The sequence below is a fragment of the Bacillus sp. S2(2024) genome (assembly GCF_050474045.1).
GTDB classification, from domain to species: Bacteria; Bacillota; Bacilli; order Bacillales; family Bacillaceae_G; genus Bacillus_A; species Bacillus_A yunxiaonensis.
In genome coordinates, this window is record NZ_JBFLUS010000003.1 from 1,328,014 (window position 1) to 1,351,009 (window position 22,996).

Sequence of the window (22,996 nt, forward strand, 5' to 3'; positions counted from 1 at the left end):
AAAATGCTGCCTATCATGAAAGTAAACCTTTCAAAATTGAAGTATAATGCCATGATAATGAAACGATTATGCGAGCGTTCAAATATTATATGTTTTCCTGTAACAAAAGGGGTCGGCGCTGCAGAAGAAGTGATTGAAACGCTTCAAGAGGCAGGGTATACAAAATTTGCTGATTCTAGATTACAGCATCTTTATAAACTTCGTTCTATTGCTGGAAAAGAAGCTGAGCTCTTATTAATTCGTGCACCAGCTTTGTCAGAAGTAGAAGAAACGGTTCTTTGGACAGATATTAGTTTGAATTCTGAACTATGTATCATAGAAGCATTAGGAAGAGCAGCGAGAAGATACGGAACAACGCACCGCGTGATTCTAATGGTTGATTTAGGTGATCTTCGAGAAGGAATGATGCCATATGAAGTGGTGGAAGCAGCGCAGAGAGTGTCGAATATACCAGGAATTATACTCGATGGTATTGGAGCAAACTTTACTTGCTTTAGCGGTGTTATTCCAACTGAACATTCTTTACAAGAATTAACGCAATTAGCAAAAGTAGTAGAAAAGGAAATTAGAAAACAGCTTCGGTTTATCTCAGGTGGTAACTCAAGTTCGTTACCACTTATCATGCAAAGAAAACAGATTGGACGTGTTAACTCTTTACGGATCGGAGAAGCTATTTTTCTTGGGAAAGAAACAGCGTATGGAAAAAATATTTCTTTTATGTACCAAGATGTATTTTCAATTGAAGCAGAGATCATTGAAATAAAAAGAAAGCCATCTATGCCAAAAGGCGTTATTGGAAAAGATGCATTTGGTCAAGTTCCGTATTTTGAAGATAAAGGGGAGCGACTACGAGCGATTGTTGCAATAGGAAGGCAGGATCTTGATATTAGTGGTTTACGACCTTTCGATAGGAATATTGAAATTCTTGGTGGAAGTAGTGACCATTTAATTGTTGATATAACTGATAGTACACCGCACCGCATAGGGGATAAAATGACATTTGTTCCGGCGTACAGTGCATTGCAAAGCGGTATGGTTTCTTCACTTGTACGAAAAGAATATGTATATGATGATGTACTGCAAAAAGCGCTTATATTATAAAGCAAAAAAATAAGTGGGGGCTTCATCCCCCACTTATTTTTTTTGCTTTTTCCTGACTTTTGAGATGGGGGAATTACTGCTAATTGTCTTTAAATTTCGAGAGGAAAATGGTTAGAACGGGAGAATGTGTGAATCATTGTTACGAATATTTTTTCAATAAATGGTAGACAATTTTTAAAATTATGCTATTATATTAAATGATAATGATTATCAATATTATTTAAGCGGGGGATTACATAATGAAAGGAAAAAAACTTAGTACTTTACTTATAGCTATGTCAATAACGGTGGGAGCACTTGCCGGCTGCAGTGGGGAAGCAAAAGAAACAGTTAAGAAAGAAGAGAAAGCGGAAGCAAAGAATCAAACAGGTTCAGTAAAAATTAAACATGAATGGGGAGAAACAGAGTTAAAAGAAACACCGAAAAATATAGTAACTCTTGACTTTTCATTTATTGATACATTAACGGATTTAGGTGTTACACCAGTTGGGAATGCGGGAGTAGGAAAAACGAAAATACCAGAATATTTGCAAGATAAAGTATCAAAAGTAACTGATGTTGGGGAGCGAAAGGCTCCGAATTTGGAAGTCATTTCATCTGTGAAACCAGACTTAATTATTGCAAGTAAGGATCGCCACAATATGATTCAAAAAGAATTAAAAGATATAGCACCAACAATTGCGTTCGATGACAACAGTTATGAAGAAATAATGAAAAATATGGATACGATTGCAAAAGCAGTTGGAAAAGAAGAAGAAGCCCAAAAAATTAAAACAGAATTACAAGATAAAATTTCAAAGGCAAAAGAGAAAGTAAAAGGAAATCCAAAAGTACTTGTAATCGGAGCTTTTGATGATGAGTTTTCTGTATGGATTAAAGATTCCTTTATTGGTTCTTTAATGACAGACATTGGCGCTACATATGCATATGAAGGAGAAAAAGCAAAAACAGAGGGCAAGGCAGAAATTGCAAAAATTACGATGGAACGTCTAAATGAAATTAACCCGGATTATATTTTCTTATATGGTGAGAATGTAGAGAAATTTAAAAATAATCCACTATACAATAACTTAAAAGCAGTGAAAGAAAAGCATGTAGTTGATGTTGATCGTAATCTCTGGGCACGCGGGCGTGGACCGATTGCGGCAGATAAAATTTTAGATGAGGCGATTCCGGCATTAACAGGTCAGTCTTCTAAATAAGGAGTTGGAGACTTTGTATCATACACAAATTAGAAGCAGACGGGCATCAAGTCCGTATGCTTCTTCTACTTTGCAATTTATCTTCTTTTTTCTACTATTAGTAATGTTTGGAGCCCTCTCCGCATTATTTCGTGTAAAAGGATTATCATTTCATAACATATCAGAAGTATTTGCAATAGATATAAAAAATTTAATTTACTATACTGTTTGGCAAGTACGTGTGCCGCGTGTACTATTAGGAGCTCTACTTGGAGCAGCGTTAGCCGTAGCGGGATGTCTATTACAAGGGATTACACGGAATCCTTTATCAGATCCTGAAATTATGGGAGTAAATCAAGGGGCTTCTTGTTTTGTTGTGATTGCCCTTTTAGTGTTTGGAGAGAAGGATGCGACTTTCGTTATTTTACTAGCAGCTTTTCTTGGGGCCGCAGTAGGCGGCAGCGTCATTTATTCATTAGCGTTTCTCGGTGAATATACACCTTCACGTCTTGTGCTTGCGGGCATTGCAGTTAGTCTATTTCTTGGATCATTAACAACTGGAGCAATTTTATTATATGAAACGCAACTAACAGAAATTTTATATTGGATGGCTGGGAAGTTATCAGGAGCAAATTGGCTAGATATAAAAATGATGTTAGTATCGGCAGTTCCTGTTACAATCATTACTTTTTTTCTAGCAAATCAATTGAACATTTTATCTCTTGGTGAAGAGACTGCACGTGGACTTGGTATAAACGTTCTTCGTATTCGGCGAATATTTGCGTTTTTAATTGTTCTTCTTGTTGGTAGTGCGGTTGCGGTAGCGGGACCAATTGGGTTTATTGGACTCATCGTTCCGCATGTTGCGAGAAAACTGGTCGGTCAAGATTATCGAATTATTTTACCATTTTCAGCATTGCTCGGTGCAAACCTTCTTGTCATAGCAGATTTTGCAGCGCAGTGGGTTTCTTATCCAGCTGATACACCAGTTGGCGTTATAACCGCACTCTTAGGCACACCGTTCTTCATCTATTTAATGAGAAGAAAGCGAGGTGCTGTCAAATGAAGAAGTTTGGCCGATTTACGATTATTATGATAGTAGGGATTATATTGTTAATTGCAGTTGCTCTACTTGGTTTACGGCTTGGAGCTGTACCAACACCAATTGCTAATATTATAGAAGGAATGATGACAGGGAAAGGTGTTGTAATAAAATATCGTTTACCACGTCTTATCATAGCGATTTTAGTTGGAATTAACATGGCATTATCAGGGACCATTTTACAAAGTGTTACACGTAATCCACTTGCTGCACCTGACATTATTGGGATTTCTGCTGGCGGAGGATTAGCAGCTGTTATGATGTTGCTTATGTTTCCAAATGTGCCGCCAATTATGCTCCCTATTGCTGCATTTGTCGGGGCAATGCTTGCGAGTTTACTAGTATATGCTTTATCGTATCAAAAAGGAGGAGTAAAGCCGGAGCGTCTTGCGTTATGCGGCGTTGCAATTTCTGCGGGGTTACATGCGCTCATTACGTTTATTATTGTGAAATTTGCACTTGATTCCTCACAAGCTCTCGTATGGTTAAAAGGAAGTTTATATGCAAGGTCTTGGCAACATGTTGAAATGCTATGGCCTTGGACCTTGCTTGGTGCGGTAATTACATTTATGAGTTATAAACAAATTAATCTTTTATTATTAAATGAAGAAACTGTTAAGGGGTTAGGAATGCGAATTGATGTTGTTCGTCTTGTACTTATCGGTGTAGCAGTTGGTTTAGCAGCAAGCTCAGTAGCGGTAGCAGGTACAATTGGTTTTGTAGGACTTGTTATTCCGCATGCAGCGCGGCTGCTCGTTGGCTCAGATAGTAGATTATTTTTGCCAGTTTCTGCATTACTTGGGGCATTGCTTGTTACTGGGGCAGATATGCTAGGGAGAATTATAATTCCGCCAATTGAAATACCGGCTGGAATTATAACAGCACTTATTGGAGCACCGTATTTTATATATTTACTGGTAATTAGAAAAACAGCATAAATAAAAAATAAGGAGTGAACAAGATGACAAGTTTACATACGAAACAATTGGAGCTTACGTACGGAGATCAAACAATTATTAATCATCTTGATTTACATATTCCAGAAGGGAAAATTACAGCACTTGTTGGTCGAAATGGATGTGGAAAGTCAACAATTTTAAAATCATTAGCACGGTTGCTGCAGCCAACAAAGGGGCATGTATACTTAGATGGAAAAACAATTCATACGATGCCAACAAAAGAAGTAGCAAAGAAATTAGCTATTTTACCACAATCCCCGACAGCACCTGAAGGGTTAACAGTAGAAGGACTTGTTTGGCATGGTCGTTATCCGCATCAACGATTACTTGGAAAACGAACAGAGAAAGATTATGAGATGGTTACTTGGGCGCTTGAAGTAACTGGAATGAATCAATTTACAGAACGTACACTAGATGAATTGTCAGGCGGACAGCGTCAGCGGGTTTGGATTGCGATGGCACTTGCGCAAAATACAGAGTTATTGCTATTAGATGAACCTACAACATATTTAGATATGGCCCATCAGTTAGAAATACTAGAGCTATTGAAAAAATTAAATGAAGAAGAAAATCGAACTGTCGTAATGGTTGTACATGATTTAAATCACGCGGCCAAATATGCACATCACCTTGTTGCGATTAAAGATGGAAATAAAGCAATGGAAGGCGCACCAAAAGATGTATTAAATGATGAGCTGTTTGAAACAGTGTTTGGTGTGAAAGCGCGTGTTATATATGATCCAGTTGCTATGACGTATATGTGTACACCGTATGCTTTACTCTCTGAGGAAAAAGAAAAACAAGAAGAAAGAATTGTTGGTTAAAAAACTGTTGAGAAAAAGATTCTCAACAGTTTTTTACTGAGAAATTTATCCCGCTATTCTTGAAGACTCCCACCTCAAGAATCAGAGAGAAGTAAAGAAGAAAGGTGAAGTATAAAAACGTTGATGGAAGTTTCAATTTATTTCGCAATGATAATTTGAAAAAATAATGTATTTTTTCAAATTATCATTGCGAAATAAAGCCTGTACTTTTACAATGAAAAAGTCGTTTTATTTATTATACTAAAAAAACAAATCGGAATAATATGAATATTTATGTTTATGTAAAACAACTGAACGACATGCATCAAGTTATTACTTCATAAGGAGAGAAGAATTTTGAAAAGCGTAAGATTACCATCGATGCTAGAAATTATCATTCTTTTAATGTTGTTTCTTAGTGTTGTCTTTTCGTTTCAGGCAATTTTTGATTTACCGATTCAGCTTGCTCTATTTATTTCATGGTTTCTTGTCATTGCACTTGGACTAAGACTTGGGTTTCGCTATCAAGAATTACAAGAGGCAATTACGAAAGGAATCTCCAATGGACTTGAAGCAGTTTTAATATTAGTAGCGGTTGGTGCTCTTATTGGAACTTGGATTGCTGGCGGTGTTGTACCAACACTTATTTACTATGGTTTAGAATTTATTCACCCAAGTATCTTTCTATTAGCAACATTAATTATTTGTTCTATTACATCCATCGCAACAGGTACTTCTTGGGGAACGGTAGGTACAGCTGGTATTGCAATGATGGCAATTGGAGAAGGACTTGGATTACCACTTCCTCTTGTAGCAGGTGCAGTTCTGTCCGGTGCATATTTTGGAGATAAGTTATCACCATTATCCGATAGCACAGTACTTGCAGCTTCTATGGCGAAGGTGGATGTTATTGCGCATGTTCGTGCAATGTTATATTTAGATATTCCAGCTTATATTATTACGGGTATTATGTTTACATTTGCAGGATGGATATATGGCGGTAAGAATGTAGATTTAGAAAAAGTAGATTTTCTAAAGGCATCTTTACTAAAGCAGTTTGATATTCACATATGGATGCTCGTTCCAGCAGTAATTGTAATCATACTTTTAGCGATGAAACGTCCATCTATGCCAACAATTGCAATGGGGGCACTTCTTGGTGCCATTTGGGCCGCTTTGTTCCAAGGTATGCCTTTTGGAGAAGCGATTGGAACAGCTTATAAAGGATTTTCTATTGATTCTGGAATCGATTTCATTGATAAGTTATTAAATCGTGGTGGAATTGAAGGAATGCTCGGCTCAGTTGCCGTCATTATTTTCGGACTTGGTTTTGGTGGGTTACTAGAAAAGCTTGGTGTTTTGAAAGTTATTGTTTCGAAGTTTGAGAAAAAATTAACCTCAGCAGGTAATGTAACACTTTCGACTTTAATTGTTGCATTTTTAGCAAATGTATTTGGCTGTGCGATGTATGTATCTCTAATTTTAACGCCAAAAATTATGGAAGAAAGCTATGATAAATTAAAACTAGATCGCCGCATTTTAGCACGTAACTCAGAAGTTGGTGGAACACTAACATCGGGGATGGTTCCATGGTCTGATAATGGTATATTTATGGCCGGTATTTTAGGCGTTTCAACGCTATCTTACCTTCCGTTTATGTGGCTGAGTTTTGTATCGTTAGCGCTCGCTGTTATTTACGGATATACTGGTAAATTCATTTGGTATGTAGATGATGTGGAGAAAAGCAAGCAAGTATCATAGTATGAAAAAATCATCCTTTTGCTTATAGCAGGGGATGATTTTTTTATTAAAGGATTATATTAATTTTCAATCACTGTAACGGTCGCAGATTGGAATGCATCTTGCTTTGTTTCGTTTTCATCAAATGTCATAAATTTGTTGACTGTTATCTTAGTTTTGTTCCATATAAGGATATATTATCCAATTTTGCGTGGTATAATTAATGTATATTTATATAGAGAAAGAGTGATTTTAATGAAGATTAGTTCAAGCCAAAATGTATTACAAGGGTTATCTAAAAATGTACATGTAAATCGTTTAGAAAATATAGATGAAAGTTCGAAGGCTACTGAGAAGAAAAAAGAAGATGGGTTAATTCGATTTGATATAAATGAATCTGAGGAACAAAAGAGTTATGCTGCACAATCCACTCATAAATTTTCGGAACTTGATTTAATAGCAATGTTGAAAAAACAAGGACTTTCTGTACAGATGATTTTAGAAATTTTAAAGAGAATTCGTCTTGAAAAAGAAAAAGATTCGGATGTAGCAATTTCCGTACGCGGAACAAACGATAAAGAAAAGTTTTAAAAATTATGATGACAGGGTTTATTTTCGTACAAAAAGGATAGAACATGCAGAAGTCCTCTGCTTGTATCTATCCTTTTTTTATCGATATAGCAATAGTTGCTTGTGCTTAGAATAATCTAAATAAAAAATGAGAAAGTTCTTGGTCAATTAGGATCATTAGAGAATCCATGATAGAGTATATAAAAATAAATATTGATCATCCTTAGTGAGAGTGGTTATCATTTAGAGTTTGTTTTTGATACAATAAATATGAAGTTAATTCATTTGTAAGGAGATGAAACGATGAAATATAGAATGGAAAGAGATACTTTAGGAGAAATGAAAGTTCCAGCTGATAAATTATGGGCAGCACAAACGCAGCGCAGTAAGGAAAACTTTCCGATTGGAACAGAACGTATGCCGATTGAAATTGTGCGGGCATTTGCAATTTTAAAGAAAGGTGCAGCGATTAGTAATCAAAAATTAGGAAAGCTATCAGAAGAAAAAGCAACTGTAATTGTAGAGGCGGCGGATGAAATTTTAGCAGGAAAATGGGATACACATTTTCCACTTGTTGTTTGGCAAACAGGAAGTGGTACACAGTCTAACATGAATGTGAATGAAGTAATCGCAAACCGCGGGAATCAAATTTTAAAAGAAAAAGGACTTGAGGGGCATATTCATCCAAATGATGATGTGAACATGTCCCAAAGTTCAAATGATACGTTTCCAACAGCACTTCACGTTGCTTGTGTTATTGCAGTAGAAGAACAAGTATTACCGGCAGTAGAAAAATTAAAAGAAACCCTAAAAGAAAAAATAAACGCATTTTCACATATTATTAAAATTGGTCGTACTCATTTACAGGATGCGACGCCGTTAACGTTAGGACAAGAGGTAAGCGGCTGGCATCGTATGCTTGAAAAAACAGAACGGATGATTATTGAAAGCAGTACATATATGAAAGAACTCGCAATTGGTGGTACTGCGGTTGGAACAGGGATTAATGCTCATCCGAAATTTGGTGATATGGTTGCAGGAGAAATTAGTAATTTTACAGGCAAACAATTTGTATCAGCGCCAAATAAATTTCATGCGTTAACAAGTCATGATGAAGTTGTCTATACGCACGGTGCCTTAAAAGCGTTAGCTGCTGACTTAATGAAGATTGCAAACGATGTACGTTGGCTTGCAAGTGGTCCGCGCAGTGGTCTTGGTGAAATTACGATTCCAGCAAACGAGCCAGGGAGCTCTATTATGCCAGGGAAAGTAAATCCAACACAAAGTGAAGCTTTAACGATGGTTGCAGCGCAAATAATGGGAAATGATGCAACAATTGGCTTTGCGGCAAGTCAAGGAAACTTCGAATTAAACGTCTTTAAACCGGTTATTGCGTATAACTTTTTGCAATCAGCTAGATTATTAGCAGATGCAATCGTTTCATTTAACGATCATTGTGCAGTAGGTATTGAAGCAAATGAAGAAATTATTGGGCAGCACTTAAATAACTCGTTAATGCTTGTAACAGCCTTAAACCCACATATCGGTTATGAAAATGCAGCGAAAATTGCGAAGCATGCACATAAAGAAGGATTAACATTGAAAGAGGCAGCAATGCAATCAGGATTATTAACAGAGGAACAATTTGATGAAATTGTAGATCCGAGGAAGATGATTGAGCCGAAGGAATGAATGAAATGCTCTATAAAGGATAGGATTCTCGCGAGGGGATCCTATTATTTTTTCTATCATGAGATCCAATAAGTACAAAAGTTCTCTTTTTTGTTAAAAAATACAAAATTACTTCATAAATTCCACACAATTGTTTGTTATCCTTCATGTAGGTCGACTTAATTAATAAGAAAAAGGGATTGTTATATGAAAATAACTCGAGTTTTTTTTCTCTTTTGTATACTGTTTTTGAGTTTGTCATTACATACTCACGCACAAGATACGCTACAATCTCAAATTAACGCTGCTCCTGAATATGGAATCGTAAAAATCCCAAATGGTATTTATAATGAAACAATCGTTCTTTCAAGGCCAATTACCTTGGAAGGAATGGGGGAGGTTACCGTTCGTTCTTGTAGTAAAGATCCTGCTATTACGATAAGAGGACAATCTGTCACATTGAAGCATATAAATGTAGAACAATGCAGCAATGTGAAAGACACGGAAGCGATTCGTGTCACTGGTAAGAATCATAGGTTGCACAATCTGCGAATCTACACGAAGCAGTTTGGAATTAAATGTAACGAGGCCAGTGATACGGTTGTAGAAGATAGTTTTATTAGAGGAGATTCTAAAGGAAACGGAATCGATTTATGGGAATCAAATAATAATATGATTCAAGGAGTCGAGATTGATAGAGTAAGAGATGGCATTTATATAGAAAATAGTCATTTTAACCGAGTAACTCAAAATGCTATCAGAAATTCTCGTTATGGCGTACATATTATGTTTTCTAATCACATTACCGTACAGAATAACAAGTCTCATCACAATATTACAGGGGCTATGGTGATGGGAACAAAAGAAACAACAATTAAAAAGAATGACTTCAGTTTTAATAACCGTAATGTCAATGCACAGGGATTATTGCTGTACGATACAGAGAAAACAGAAGCGATTGATAATCGAATTTCTTATAATCGTGTTGGAATGTATGTGGAAAATGCGAATAACAACCGTATTTCAGATAATGAAGTAAACGGAAATTTTATTGGCATGCAATTTAAAAATGCGAATGAAAATAATGTGTCTGACAATGTCTTTATCGGAAATGTAAATGAGTCTCAAGCGATAAACAGCAATGGAAACAAAATTATACATAATTATTGGGACGCATCCTTGAAACTGGATACAAAGGGAAATGGTATGAGCAGCATACCATACAGAGCAGATCCATTTTTTCTAACACTAACAAATGAAGTCCCTGAATATCAGCTGTTTTTCCAAGCACCTGGTATGCTTGTACTCCAAACATTATTGAAAAGTCCTGAAAATCAAGTTTTAACTGATTATGAACCTGCGATGACAATTAGAGGTAAGAAGGTAGAAAACAATTCTTCATTTAAGATGCAAATCGGAATGATTAGTGTGAGTATGTTAGCAATAAGTATCACTTTATTTAAAATTGGGAGGAAAAGAAGATGAAATGGAAAGGTTTACTCATTACAATAGTTGCAGCTCTTTTATTGACAGTAGTTGGCTGCGGAAAAAAGGAAGTTAAGCCAGTAGCAATTGACGAGAAAACTGATAAATGTGCCAATTGTAATATGGCTGTGACGAACGATCAATTTGGAACAGAAGTAATTCTTGAAAACGGTAAATCATTAAAATTTGATGATATTGGCTGTATGTACAAATGGATGGATAAAAACAAGAATGAAAAGTTGCAAGCAAAATTTGTACGTGATTACAATACAAAAGAGTGGGTTGAAGTAGAGAAAGCGACTTATGTTTATGACAAAGATATTAAAACACCGATGGCTTATAATGTGATTTCTTTCAAAGACAAAAAAGATGCGGAAAGCTTTGTATCTAAAAATAAAGGTGAAGTGTTAACGGCAAAAGATTTGGAAAAGCATGAATGGAAAAAGAACATGGATATGATGATGAAAATAAAAGAAGAGAATGGCAAGAAAAAGGATATGAATCATTCACATTAATAAGAAGGACAACCGTTCGGTTGTCTTTTTTTACGGAAAGAGGGATTGTATGTGGCACATTTGGCAATCTGAGTGGCGGATCACGATAAGACAACGTTCATCTTATACATTTGTAATCCTATGGACGAGTGTTTTGTCTTTATTATTTTTACTAGAGCGAAATACACCTACAATAACAGGATACGCAAATATGACAGGCACAATGGCGAATTTAGTGCTGTATATTATACCGTTATTTATGCTGATTATCAGTTCTTTTTCTGTTGCCAATGAAATGGAAAACGGACAGTGGCGGTTATTAAGTACGTATCCCGTTTCTAGTGTTGCTTACGTAATGGGAAAAGCATTCGGACAACTTGCAGCGCAGCTTATTATTTTTACACTTAGTTATGGTATAAGTCTCATAATTGGCCTAATTAGTGGAAGTGCGTTATCTATCAAATGGGTGCTGGCTCTTTATGTATTCTCAATAGTATTAATGCTTTTCTTCCTAATAATCGGTTTCGTGATAGGTTCTTTTGTCGTAACAAGATGGCAGGCACTAACGATATCTGTAGGGGTGTGGTTTTTCTTCATTATGATTTGGCCAACTGCGCTTATCGCTGTTCTTAGCTTTGTTCCGTATCCGATGATTGCTGTGCTTCTAAAAATAGCTTTGTTTATCAATCCAGCTGAATTGCTTCGCATCGTATTTGTTGTTCAATTAGGCGGTGGTGCAATATTTGGACAAGCATACGATGCCCTAATCACTTTCTTACAATCCGGGGCGGCATGGGGAGTGCTCATTTTGTATACATTGCTGTACATGATTTTAGGATTTGCTCTCTCCGCATGGAAGCTAGAAAGGAGAAAAATGCAATGACACTTTTGCAAGTTTCAAAGGTTTCAAAGCAATATAAGACAAAACAAGCACTTTCTCACTTTTCAATTCAAGTAGATGGAGGAACATGCATCGTACTATGCGGCGGGAATGGTGCAGGAAAAAGTACACTTCTTCATATCTTGGCAGGTATTTCAAAGCCGACAGAAGGGACAATTGTATTGAATGGTGTTACTCTCCATGAAAACAGAAATGCCTACGTGTCGCAAATTGGATATATGCCGGATGACTTCCATGCACAGGAAATGATGACAGTGCAGGAGTTTCTTTCTTTTTATGGTGTGTTACGAAAGGCAAGTCAAAAACAAATAAAAGAGATTTTAGAAAAGATAGGTCTGGTTGAAAAAAGGAATGAACTTGTAAAACATTTATCGAAGGGCATGCGGCAACGCTTAGTATTTGGACAAGCGTTGTTAGGGAAACCGAAACTATTATTATTAGATGAACCAACAAATGGTTTGGATCCATTTTGGGTCAATGCATTCGTCGAGGTTTTACAGGACATCAAGAAGGAGGGGACAATTGTTATTTTTTCAACACATATGATGGATGTGGCAGCGGAGATAGGGGATTGTATTTTGTTTATGAAAGATGGGATTGTGACAAAGCGCATTGAACATAAAGGAAGTAAAGAGGAGAAAACACTGCACTTGTTACAATTGCACCGACAGGGATGAAGCCGAAATAATTTTATACCACAGAAAAAAATAAAATCTTTTTGGTAAAATAAGGACATTTGAAGTAAGGTAAACATATTTATTTACAGAGTTGTATATGTCCAATAAGTCGGAGTGGATGAGCGTTGTAGCGTTAGTTTTAGACAACTCCAACCAATCATTTCATTTAAACTATCTTCAATTATTCTTCGTCTTCCTATCTACAGTAGTTGTTTTCATTATGCTCAAGTTAATTGAGAAAAAAAGAAAAGTTTAATAACGAAAAAACAACAAAAATTGTATTTGTTTATCCAGCTACTCGAGGGTAGTAAGACTACATTGATAAAACATAAACGTTATTTATTTTTGTTTGAAAATAGGCAAACGATACATTGAAATGTTTGTTTTTGTTGTGATATTATAAATGAAAATAAACTAAATCATAATTTGTTTGTTTTTAAAATAAACTTTTTAGGAGATTGTTTAGCATGAATGATATTTCGGAATGGTTTTGGAATGCTTCAGTAGAAGAATTGAAAAAAGGATATGTATTTGAGAAGGAAACTGAAGAATACATTTGTTTAGCGTGCGGAGCTAGATTTGTGAAAGGTATTATTTATCAAGAGCAAAATGTTTTTTATGAAGCAGAGAAGTTTGCGCAGCTTCATATCGCAAATGAACATACTTCTATGTTCGACTATTTATTAGCATTAGATAAGAAGTTAACAGGTTTAACAGACTTGCAGAAGAAGATGATACAGTTCTTTCATATGGGTCTAAATGATAAAGAAATTGTGAAGGAAATGGACGGTGGAAGCACATCAACAATTCGGAATCATCGTTTTACATTAAGAGAGAAGATGAAGCAAGCAAAGGTGTTTCTTGCGCTTATGGAGTTGTCAGAAGAAAAGGCGACGAATCAATCTAAATTTCTCCCTATTCACCGTACAGCTACGATGGTTGATCAACGGTATAACATTACAGAAGCAGAGAATGAAGAAGTTTTAAAATCACATTTTACAGAAGGATTAGACGGACCGCTTTCTACATTTCCGAAGAAACAAAAGCGAAAATTAATTATTTTGAAACATTTAGTGAAAAAGTTTGATAGTAATCAAAAATATACAGAAAAAGAAGTTAATGAGATTTTAGAAAATGTATATCCTGATTATGTCACGTTAAGAAGATACTTAATTGAATATGGTTTCCTTGATAGAACATCAGATGGAAGTAAGTACTGGGTGAAATTATAGAGAATAATGTAGATCAATACAAATTAAAAAATCGACATGAAAACCTTCTTTCTTTTCAGATGGGCGAGAGCATCTGGCCATGCATAGAAGCGGTCAGGGCCTTTTTCTACTACATGCCAGGTTTTAAACAGAAGGAGCGAGCAAGTAGCCAAGTAGCCAAGTAGCGGTCCTGTTGAATTCAACATACCAGTGACTTAGATGGCGAAAAGATATATATAGATAAAGTGAAAGGAGAAAGGAAATTGAATAGAAGAGAAGAATTAAAACAACTGTATAAAGAAACAGAAATAGAATCTGGAATTTACTGTATTAAGAATATGAAAAACGGAAAAGTGTATGTAGAGAGTACGGGGAACTTAAAAACTATGAGTGGAAGACGACTTTTACTTAATATGGGTTCTCATACGAATAAGGCATTGCAAGATGATTGGAAGGAATACGGGGCAGATGCTTTTGAGTTTGAAGTATTAGAAGTGTTGAAAAAGAAAGATACTGGATATTTTAACGAAAAAGAAGAATTGAAGAAACTAGAAGAGAAATGGTTAGAGAGTTTAAAGCCATATGGAGAGCGTGGATATAACCGCGAAGCATCTCGATAAAAGGGGAGATGAAATTTGAAAATAAATGAAGAAGGAACAGAAAGTAAACCAATATGGCGTTCTATGTCTATGTTTCTCATTCCTTTACTTTTAAGTAATGTATTGCAGTCGCTTGGACAGTTGTTTGGTATGGTAGTAGTGGGACGTTGGCTTGGTATTAATGATTTAGCTGCTATTTCGGCTTTCTTTCCGTTGTTTTTTCTACTCATTTCATTTGTAATTGGGATTGGTTCTGGTAGCTCGATTTTAATTGGTCAGGCTTTTGGGGCTCGGAATGAAGATCGTTTAAAGGCCATTGTCGGTACAACGTTAACATTTACGTTTGTACTTGGAGCGATTTTAGCGGTAGTGGGTAGTATGTTCGCAATGGATATTATGCGCTTGGTTGGTACGCCAGAAAATATTATTAATATAAGTGTTCACTATGCACGAGTTTTGTTTATTTCCATGCCAGTACTATTTTTGTACTTTGCCTATACAACATTTATGCGCGGGACAGGGGACTCTAAAACACCATTTTATTTTTTAATTGTTAGTACAGGACTAAATATGGCATTATTACCTATTCTTATTTTTGGCTGGTTAGGCCTGCCAAAACTTGGTGTATACGGTGCAGCATATGCTTCTGTTATATCAACAATTGTTACATTTACTATTCTGTTAGTTTATTTAAGAAAAACGAAACATCCATTGCAATTTGATGCAACAGTTCGAAAGTATCTTCGCATGGATTGGGACTTGTTAAAATTGTTATTACGTCTTGGTATCCCAGCAAGTATTAATATGATACTCGTTTCATTATCTGAGATTGCCGTTATTTCCTTTGTAAATCGCTTCGGATCAGACGCAACTGCGGCGTACGGAGTAGTAAACCAAGTAGCAAGTTATGTACAGATGCCAGCGGTGAGTCTTGGGATTACTGTTTCCATATTTGCAGCGCAGTCCATTGGAGCAAATCAATTTGATCGCCTGCAAAAAGTAATCCGAGCGGGACTTGTTATGAACTATGTAATTGGAGGAATATTAATCTCTTTTATTTATTTGTTCTCAAAAGAAATTTTAGCACTCTTTTTAACGAGTCAGAGTACGATTGATATTGCACATAGTCTCATTATGATCACGTTATGGAGTTACTTAATTTTCGGTCATGCGCAAATTATTGGTGCGACAATGCGCGCGAGTGGAACTGTATTGTGGCCCACTATTTTTGCGGTTATATCGATTTGGGGTGTGGAAGTTCCAGTGGCCTATTTCTTATCGTATCATACGAGCCTTGGGATAAAAGGAATATGGATTGGATATCCAGCTGCATTTATTGTGAGCTTACTTTTACAATATGGATACTATCGATTGTCGTGGAAGAAGAAGCGAATTACACGTCTTATTAGCTAAAGGTTTGGTATCAATGGGTGCTAATAGAAATAAGATACAAAAATAATGATGTGAACAAAAGACCCCCTCTAGATTGCTTATTCTAGAGGGGGGGGTTTTATCCCGCTGTTTTGAGCAATAAGATGCTATCTTGAGATTGAGAAAAGATCGAAGAAAAGAGGTGGGAGATAATGGCTGGTATATGCTCGATTGGGTAGGCTTTCTATTAGTGATGGATGAAGGAATCCCTTATTTATGGAAGTTTTACTTTATATGTTTTTGGTTAAAGTGTAGTGGCTTAGTCTGAAGAAATATCCATAAAAAGGAATACTTGTTTTTTATGATTGGTAGCATATTAAAAATATAGGAGGTGATACAACATGACAAATAATAAAAGTAGAAGTCGTAATCAAATAGTAATTCAAGGAGCAGAAAATGCAATTGATCAAATGAAATATGAAATTGCACAAGAGTTTAGTGTGCAGCTTGGCGCAGACACAACAGCTCGTGCAAATGGATCTGTTGGTGGTGAAATTACAAAACGTTTAGTAGCGTTAGCTGAACAACACCTTGGTGGTGGATTTACTCGTTAATTTTAGTTAAAAACATAATAAAATACAGTAAGCTAAAGCATGTATATCCTATATATTTTCTTTATGTATATGTATCTTAGTAAGGAAAGTCCTCATAATAATCACATACTTACTCAAAGATTGTTAATAATCTTTAATCAACTTCGAGTATTATATTGGAAAACTCTAGTGTAAGCAACAAAACGTATTAATTATGGGTAAGGTGTTTCCCATGAATTACAAGAACTTTTTTGCCGGAACAAACATACTTAAAAGCTTATTTTTAATACTTAAAAGAATTTTTATTATAATATTTTCTATAGGAGGGTATCGTAAATTGGGTGTATTAAGTGGTAATCCTCAGAATGAGCCTTTGCATTATGGAGAAGTATTTGATATTTGGAGTTATCTTCTTACGACACAGGGAGCGATTGCTGGACATCAAGTATATATGAATCATACAGGCGATGAAGATTTGAAGAAATTTTTAGAGAATCTAATTGAAAACGATATGATTTCTGAAACAGAAGAACTAAAGTCTCTTTTGAAGGTAAATGGAGTGGCTTTACCGCCAGCTCCTCCAGAAAGACCTGTTGCATCTATTGAGGATATTCCGCCTGGTGCTCGCATTAATGATGCAGAAATTGCAGCGGCTGTTTCTGCAGGTCTTGCTGCAGGACTAGTAACTTGTAGCCAAATTATAGGAAAATGCCTTCGAGAAGATGTAGGCATGCTATTTGGACAATTTCATATGAAAAAAGCACAAGCTGGGGCAGCATTGCTGCGTTTAAGTAAAAAGAAAGGCTGGGTAATTCCCCCACCGTTACACGTTCGAAATTCTGAACAAGCTTAACAAAATAAAAAAGTGGCTCAAAGCCACTTTTTTTATTCCAATTCATCATCTATATCTTTTCTTTTTTCAGATAAATTTACTTTTGGCATTGTGGAATGATCTATATACTCATCTGAAAACTCAGTAGCATATATATCACGGCGTACAGATGATTGCTGTGAATTATCATCTGTATATAAAACTAATTTTTTCATATAGATATGAAAAAATATTTCTGCCGCACCAATAAGAAAAGCTGTCCAAAATGAAGCTGCGGTTATGTTTCGAATTGGAGAGATACTTGTAAGAAGATAGGTTAATACCCAGATTCCAAAAAAGCTTAAACCAAAATCGGCAATTGTAGCAACGGTATTTCCATACTTAGGTAAGATGAATAGATTTCCTATTAAATAGGCTGCCCCTGTAATTATTAATGAAATAAATAATATTCTAGGAGTCGAAATGCCTTGAAATACACCTAATATTATGAGTAATATAGCACTAATAGCGGTATATTTAATTAATAAAGCAACAATATGTTTCATTAGTATCCCCCACTTTCATGTAGCAATAAAAAATTTTTTTCATTTCCAGAACTCTATGTTAGAGTGTGTTTATAATTTTAAAAAAATACTGGAATTTATAAGCGTAAAATCAATGTATAAGTTAAATAAAAAACTGATTGTGCCTTTATAAAGCACAATCAGTTTTACTTTAAATATATTTTCCGTAGTCAGGAATGGCGATTTTGTCAAATTCCATTACTAGACGCTGTAAACTATCCTCCAACTCTTTTCCAAACATAGGAAGGCCGTGCCCTGTAATTACAGCTTTAGGTTTTAATTCCTGAAGTTTTTTTACTGAGTCCCAAGCTTTTTGCCAATCGGTAGTAAGATATCTAGGTGGCCCACTCATTTCTTTTTCTTGAGTTAAAACTTTATATAATGAGTCTTGTTTTACAGTAACAAATGCATCTCCGGCAATTAGGAAGTTATCTGTATTTCGGAATAGGGAAATGTGTCCAGGAGTATGCCCAGGCGTATGTATCCAATGCCATTCAGGTATATCCGGAATGCTTCCATCTAAAGGTAATTCATGTATATACTCACCTAAATTAATTCCTTCGTTTGGAAACAAAGGGGAGATTTTGGCTACAAATCCTCCTTCTACGGATCCATCTGGTTCTGGATAATCTTTTTTACCAGTTAAAAAGGGGATTTCTAACGTATGTGCATAAACGGGTACATTCCACTTTTTTACTAACTCAACTACAGAACCAACATGATCAAAATGACCATGTGTTAATATTATTGCTTTTGGTTTTGTGTCCTTCCCGAATTTTTCCTCTGCAAATTCCATAATTAGATTTGCTGATTTTGGCATTCCTGTATCAATTAATATCCATTCATTTGTTTTTGAAGGATTTCCTACAAAACATACATTTACAATTTTTATACATAAACAATAGATATGAGGTGCAACTTCTATACTCTTTCCGCTAGTAAGAGAAGTTAAAGGCAATATTGTATTGTCAAAACTACTTTTTAATTCTTGATTTAATTTTTCTTCCATAAGAGATCCCCCCTTTGTACATTTTCTCTTTATTATGTGGACTTACTAAAAAAGTATAACTTTCCAAATGATTTTAATAATTTACTTTATATATTCGTGCAATATAAACATAGGCGTTGGGAATAGTAACGTTAGTATTAAAAATTAAAATTATATTGTTGAAATGCAGCCTTTAAGGAGTGAAGATATTACACATATGGACAAAAAAGAAAAATGGAGCTTATGGGCACTTTCATCTGTTCCTTTAGTTATGACACTTGGAAACTCCATGTTAATCCCTATACTTCCATTAATTGAAAAGAAATTAGATATTAATGATTTTCAAGTTTCTCTTATCATTACCGTTTATTCTATTGTTGCTATTATTTTAATTCCTATAGCGGGTTATTTATCTGATAAGTGGGGAAGAAAGAAAGTAATTATACCTAGTTTATTGATAGCAGCTATAGGGGGAGCTATTACAGGTTGGGTATCATGGAAGCTTGAAAATCCTTATATATGGATTTTAATAGGGAGGATCATTCAAGGAATTGGCTCAGCTGGAGCGATGCCTGTTGTTATTCCTTGTGTAGGTGATATGTTTCAAGATGAAAAACAAGTGAGCAGCGGCCTAGGTCTAGTCGAAACATCGAATACATTAGGTAAGGTTTTAAGTCCAATTTTAGGATCCTTACTAGCTTCGTTTGTTTGGTTTCTTCCTTTTTGGTTCATCCCGATTTTATGTATAATATCCATCATTTTAATTTTCTTTTTTGTGAAGCCGCCTAAACAAAAACAAGAAGCTCCTCCATTACGTATCTTTCTTCAAAATGTAAAATTGATTTTATGCGAGAAAGGGCGTTGGCTTTTTCCGATTTTTTCACTTGGAGGCATTATTATGTTCATTCTGTTTGGTGTCCTTTTTTATTTATCTTCCATTTTAGAAAAGCGATATCACTTAGAAGGCGTTTGGAAAGGCTTCGTATTAGCTATTCCGTTAGCATCACTTTCTCTTACTTCTTATATAACAGGAAAAAAGATTGGCGATAAGAAAATAATGATGAAGTGGTGTATATGTATTGGTTTTTTCTTATTAGGAATAACATTAATTACTCCAATATTCTTTAAAAATATTTACATCATTATAATAAGTCTTGTAATTAGTGGAATTGGGATTGGTGCTGCTCTTCCTAGCTTAGATGCTCTAATAACAGAAGGAATCGAGAAGGAACAGAGAGGATCGATTACATCTCTTTATAGCTCAATGCGATTTGTAGGAGTAGCTGCAGGCCCTCCGTTGTTTGCTGTATTAATGAAAGGGCCGGATAATTATATATTTTATCTGTCAATTTTTTTAGCATTTGTAGGAGCTTTATTATCTTTCCTATGCATTAAACCGAAAAACGCCCAATAAAAATGCGGATTTAAACGTTGGACCAATCGGACTTTTATGGGCAGTTATCCCCCACCTAGCTTCATCGTTTCTCTCTCAAGCTTGAGGTGGGGATTTTACTGTCCGTTAATGCGGGATAAAAGAAATAGAAGGTAAGTTATTAGATGTTAGCGAAATTATTGAGGAGAAAGAATAGCGTAAGTGGGGAGAGGATAAAATGACATCCTTTTTAATTATTGTAGGCACTGGTATCCTTGTATTTATTAGCCTTATTCATATGTACTGGACATGTGGTGGGACCTGGGGAAGTAAGGTTGTTCTTCCGATGAAAAAAGATAGCGGGGAATATGCTTTTGTTCCGCGGAAAATAGGGACTTTTGTAGTGGGACTTGCCATTCTATGTTTTGCTATGATTCTATTAGCTCAAAGTAGATATTTGTCTTTTTGGAATGCGAGTCATTACACAAAATGGGGATGTATGATTCTAGCCGGAATTTTCTTTTTGCGTGCAGTTGGTGATATGAAGTATGTTGGGATCTTTAAAAAGGTAAAGGGAACAAAATTTTCAGAGTATGATACGTGGTTATACAGTCCGCTTTGTTTGTTTATTGCACTTTCTTTTGTAGTGGCAGTTTATGGTCGTTAGTATGCGAAAGGAAACCTTTTATCAATAAAGGGTTTCTTTTTTAATTTATTTAATAGTTTCCCTTTTCTGTATTTTCTATCTTTACAATGATAATGTAGAGGAGTATATTAACAAACAAATAGCAAATTTTACAGCCGAATATCGCTTAATCCACTTAGGAGCGGGGGAACCAATTTTGTGCATTGTCACTTGGGGTGAATCCTTTTTAGGTAGGGCTACTCTCAAGGCCCGAATCCGACAGCTAACCTCGTCAGCGTTTTGAGAGGGGGGACTTATGTGTAAAAAACACTAGGTGCAACCTAGTGTTTTCTTTTATTTCCTATATGGAAAATATTTACAAAAAATATTGATGTGTATGATAGAAAATAATTGTATGAGAAGCAGAGGGGAGAAAAAGAATGAATTGGTTTACAAGTCTAATTACAATTTGTCTATTTGTAGTGGTAGCAAAACCAATGGGAGATTATATATATAATGTTTTTCAGCAAAATGGACCATTTCAAGAGGTATTTGGTCCATTGGAAAAATTTTTGTTTAAAGTCGCAGGAATTAAAGGGCATCGCCAAAGCTGGAAGCACTATTTGTTTTGCTTAATCATAACAAATTTGTTCTTTATCTTTGTTGTGTATACTATATTTCGATTACAGGGCATGTTGCCGTTAAATCCAAACCACGTTTCAGGAATGGAGCCGACATTAGCATTTCATACAGCTATCACGTTTATGACAAATGCAAATCTACAACATTATGGGGGCGAAAGTAATTTATCTTATTTCTCTCAAATGGCAGGGGTAACGTTTATGATGTTTGCAGCACCTGCAACTTCAATGGCGATTGGCATTACGTTTATTCGTGTCTTAGCAGGTAAAAAAATCGGTAACTTCTTTGTTGATTTTGTTCAATCTATTACAAGGGTATTATTACCAATTTCGTTTGTAACATCGCTAATTTTTCTAGCGCTAGGAACACCGCAAACACTAGATTCCACGATTATTGCAAAAACGTTGGAAGGGGCAGGGCAGGCAATTCCTCGTGGACCAGTAGCGTCTTTACTTTCTATTAAAGAACTTGGAGATAATGGCGGAGGTTTTTTTGGAACAGTTTCAGCACATCCTTTTGAAAATCCAGATATGATTAGTAATGTGCTCCAGATGATGCTGCAAATGTTAATTCCAATGGCATTTCCTTTTGTATACGGAAGAATGGTTGGTAATAGGAAACAAGGCCGGATGCTTTTTGTATCGATGTTGATTTTGTTTATCATTGGATTCTCTATACTTGCCATATCTGAATTGAAAGGGAATCCACTGTTAAATCAAATTGGTATAGATAGTTCTCAAGGAAATATGGAAGGAAAAGAAATGCGTCTTGGCGTGATATCTTCTGCTTTATATGCAACTGTTACAAGCGCTTCAGGGACAGGGGGCGTAAATACAACACATGATACGTTAACACCAATTGGGGGAATGATTCCGCTTGTAAATATGCTTCTAGGAACTGTATTTGGCGGGATTGGAGTTGGATTTATGAATGTAATCATGTATGCGATGATAGCAGTATTTTTAGCTGGATTAATGGTAGGACGTACACCGGAGTTTCTTAATAAAAAACTAGAAGGAAGAGAGATGAAATTAATTGCTATTACAATTATATCCCAGCCATTACTCATTCTTGGAGCCGCAGCAATTGCCTTTTCAACACCTTTTGGAACAGATGCAATTTCAAATCCAAGTTTTCACGGTATAACACAAGTCATATATGAATATACATCGTCTGCTGTAAATAATGGCTCTGGATTTGAGGGATTAAATGATAATACACCATTTTGGAATATTTCAACAGGTATTGTCATGTATATTGGTCGTTATTTCAGTATCATTACGATGCTTGCCGTTGCAGTTGGAATGAAAAAGAAAAAAATTGTACCTGAAACTGTTAGTACGTTCCGAGCTGATAATCGCTTGTTTGGAGGAATCTTACTTGGTACGATATTTGTAGTAGGTGCTTTAACATTTTTACCAGTACTTGTACTTGGGCCAATTGCTGAATTTTTAACAATATTATAATGTTGTAAAACGAGAGAGGCATATAAGTCTCTCGTTTTTGTTATGAATTT

The 22,996-nt window shown here is 35.6% G+C and carries 22 protein-coding genes and 1 riboswitch; of the genes, 20 read left to right on the plus strand and 2 right to left on the minus strand.

Going from position 1 to position 22,996, the window contains the following annotated elements; translation table 11 throughout:
- The first annotated feature begins 3 nt into the window (after positions 1–3).
- The 17 genes from AB1284_RS06800 (at position 4) to AB1284_RS06880 (ending at position 17,311) form a co-directional block, all read left to right on the plus strand.
- Positions 4–1,101, plus strand: coding sequence for an alanine/ornithine racemase family PLP-dependent enzyme (locus tag AB1284_RS06800; RefSeq protein ID WP_429750667.1), 1,098 nt, complete (start codon positions 4–6; stop codon positions 1,099–1,101).
- 239 nt (positions 1,102–1,340) lie between these two features.
- Positions 1,341–2,303 carry an ABC transporter substrate-binding protein gene (locus AB1284_RS06805; RefSeq protein WP_429750665.1) on the plus strand — a complete coding sequence of 321 codons (963 nt, stop codon included), beginning with the start codon at positions 1,341–1,343 and terminating at the stop codon, positions 2,301–2,303.
- A gap of 13 nt (positions 2,304–2,316) precedes the next feature.
- Positions 2,317–3,348, plus strand: coding sequence for a FecCD family ABC transporter permease (locus AB1284_RS06810; RefSeq protein WP_429750663.1), 1,032 nt, complete (start codon positions 2,317–2,319; stop codon positions 3,346–3,348).
- Entirely contained in the window at positions 3,345–4,322 is a 978-nt protein-coding gene (locus tag AB1284_RS06815) for a FecCD family ABC transporter permease (RefSeq protein ID WP_429750661.1), read from the plus strand. The genes AB1284_RS06810 and AB1284_RS06815 overlap by 4 nt, the downstream gene beginning before the upstream one ends.
- 23 nt (positions 4,323–4,345) lie before the next feature.
- Positions 4,346–5,167: an ABC transporter ATP-binding protein gene (locus AB1284_RS06820; RefSeq protein ID WP_429750659.1), complete on the plus strand. Its 822-nt coding sequence runs from the start codon at positions 4,346–4,348 to the stop codon at positions 5,165–5,167.
- Positions 5,168–5,503: 336 nt separating this feature from the next.
- Positions 5,504–6,907 (plus strand): Na+/H+ antiporter NhaC, encoded by a 1,404-nt coding sequence (nhaC, locus tag AB1284_RS06825; RefSeq protein WP_429750657.1) that lies wholly within the window; start codon positions 5,504–5,506, stop codon positions 6,905–6,907.
- A gap of 234 nt (positions 6,908–7,141) precedes the next feature.
- Entirely contained in the window at positions 7,142–7,477 is a 336-nt protein-coding gene (locus AB1284_RS06830) for a DUF3914 domain-containing protein (RefSeq protein ID WP_429750655.1), read from the plus strand.
- Positions 7,478–7,759: 282 nt separating this feature from the next.
- Positions 7,760–9,148 (plus strand): class II fumarate hydratase, encoded by a 1,389-nt coding sequence (gene fumC, locus AB1284_RS06835; RefSeq protein ID WP_429750654.1) that lies wholly within the window; start codon positions 7,760–7,762, stop codon positions 9,146–9,148.
- Positions 9,149–9,334: 186 nt separating this feature from the next.
- Positions 9,335–10,612, plus strand: a complete 1,278-nt coding sequence (locus AB1284_RS06840; RefSeq protein ID WP_429750652.1) for a right-handed parallel beta-helix repeat-containing protein — start codon at positions 9,335–9,337, stop codon at positions 10,610–10,612.
- On the plus strand, positions 10,609–11,127 hold the full coding sequence (locus AB1284_RS06845; protein ID WP_429750650.1) for a nitrous oxide reductase accessory protein NosL: 519 nt from the start codon (positions 10,609–10,611) through the stop codon (positions 11,125–11,127). Before AB1284_RS06840 ends, AB1284_RS06845 begins: the two co-directional genes overlap by 4 nt.
- A gap of 49 nt (positions 11,128–11,176) precedes the next feature.
- Entirely contained in the window at positions 11,177–11,989 is an 813-nt protein-coding gene (locus AB1284_RS06850) for an ABC transporter permease (RefSeq protein WP_429750648.1), read from the plus strand.
- Positions 11,986–12,684 carry an ABC transporter ATP-binding protein gene (locus tag AB1284_RS06855; RefSeq protein ID WP_429750646.1) on the plus strand — a complete coding sequence of 233 codons (699 nt, stop codon included), beginning with the start codon at positions 11,986–11,988 and terminating at the stop codon, positions 12,682–12,684. Before AB1284_RS06850 ends, AB1284_RS06855 begins: the two co-directional genes overlap by 4 nt.
- Positions 12,685–13,151: 467 nt before the next feature.
- On the plus strand, positions 13,152–13,916 hold the full coding sequence (locus tag AB1284_RS06860) for a DUF2087 domain-containing protein (protein WP_429750644.1): 765 nt from the start codon (positions 13,152–13,154) through the stop codon (positions 13,914–13,916).
- Positions 13,917–14,158: 242 nt separating this feature from the next.
- Positions 14,159–14,515: a GIY-YIG nuclease family protein gene (locus AB1284_RS06865; protein WP_429750642.1), complete on the plus strand. Its 357-nt coding sequence runs from the start codon at positions 14,159–14,161 to the stop codon at positions 14,513–14,515.
- A 63-nt stretch (positions 14,516–14,578) separates the two neighbouring features.
- Positions 14,579–15,907 carry an MATE family efflux transporter gene (locus tag AB1284_RS06870; RefSeq protein ID WP_429754338.1) on the plus strand — a complete coding sequence of 443 codons (1,329 nt, stop codon included), beginning with the start codon at positions 14,579–14,581 and terminating at the stop codon, positions 15,905–15,907.
- 359 nt (positions 15,908–16,266) lie between these two features.
- Positions 16,267–16,479 carry a small, acid-soluble spore protein, alpha/beta type gene (locus AB1284_RS06875; protein WP_429750640.1) on the plus strand — a complete coding sequence of 71 codons (213 nt, stop codon included), beginning with the start codon at positions 16,267–16,269 and terminating at the stop codon, positions 16,477–16,479.
- A 316-nt stretch (positions 16,480–16,795) separates the two neighbouring features.
- Complete coding sequence (locus AB1284_RS06880; RefSeq protein WP_429750638.1) at positions 16,796–17,311, plus strand: DUF3231 family protein; 516 nt, start codon at positions 16,796–16,798, stop codon at positions 17,309–17,311.
- Positions 17,312–17,343: 32 nt separating this feature from the next.
- Here the strand turns inward: AB1284_RS06880 and AB1284_RS06885 are convergent, their stop codons facing one another.
- Together AB1284_RS06885 and AB1284_RS06890 are read right to left on the minus strand one after the other, a co-directional pair.
- The gene (locus AB1284_RS06885) at positions 17,344–17,835 is read right to left on the minus strand and encodes a YndM family protein (protein ID WP_429750636.1); all 492 of its coding nucleotides are present in this window, start codon (positions 17,833–17,835) and stop codon (positions 17,344–17,346) included.
- A gap of 169 nt (positions 17,836–18,004) precedes the next feature.
- Entirely contained in the window at positions 18,005–18,862 is an 858-nt protein-coding gene (locus AB1284_RS06890; protein WP_429750635.1) for an MBL fold metallo-hydrolase, read from the minus strand.
- Positions 18,863–19,025: 163 nt separating this feature from the next.
- On the opposite strand from AB1284_RS06890, the gene AB1284_RS06895 reads away from it, so the two are divergent.
- The 3 genes from AB1284_RS06895 to kdpA all read left to right on the plus strand — a co-directional run bounded on the left by AB1284_RS06895 (position 19,026) and on the right by kdpA (position 22,946).
- Positions 19,026–20,255 carry an MFS transporter gene (locus tag AB1284_RS06895; RefSeq protein WP_429750633.1) on the plus strand — a complete coding sequence of 410 codons (1,230 nt, stop codon included), beginning with the start codon at positions 19,026–19,028 and terminating at the stop codon, positions 20,253–20,255.
- Between the two features lie 196 nt (positions 20,256–20,451).
- Positions 20,452–20,880, plus strand: a complete 429-nt coding sequence (locus AB1284_RS06900) for a DUF3995 domain-containing protein (RefSeq protein WP_429750631.1) — start codon at positions 20,452–20,454, stop codon at positions 20,878–20,880.
- 132 nt (positions 20,881–21,012) lie between these two features.
- Positions 21,013–21,152: riboswitch (cyclic di-AMP (ydaO/yuaA leader) on the plus strand.
- 126 nt (positions 21,153–21,278) lie between these two features.
- Entirely contained in the window at positions 21,279–22,946 is a 1,668-nt protein-coding gene (kdpA, locus tag AB1284_RS06905) for a potassium-transporting ATPase subunit KdpA (RefSeq protein WP_429750629.1), read from the plus strand.
- Positions 22,947–22,996: the final 50 nt, after the last annotated feature.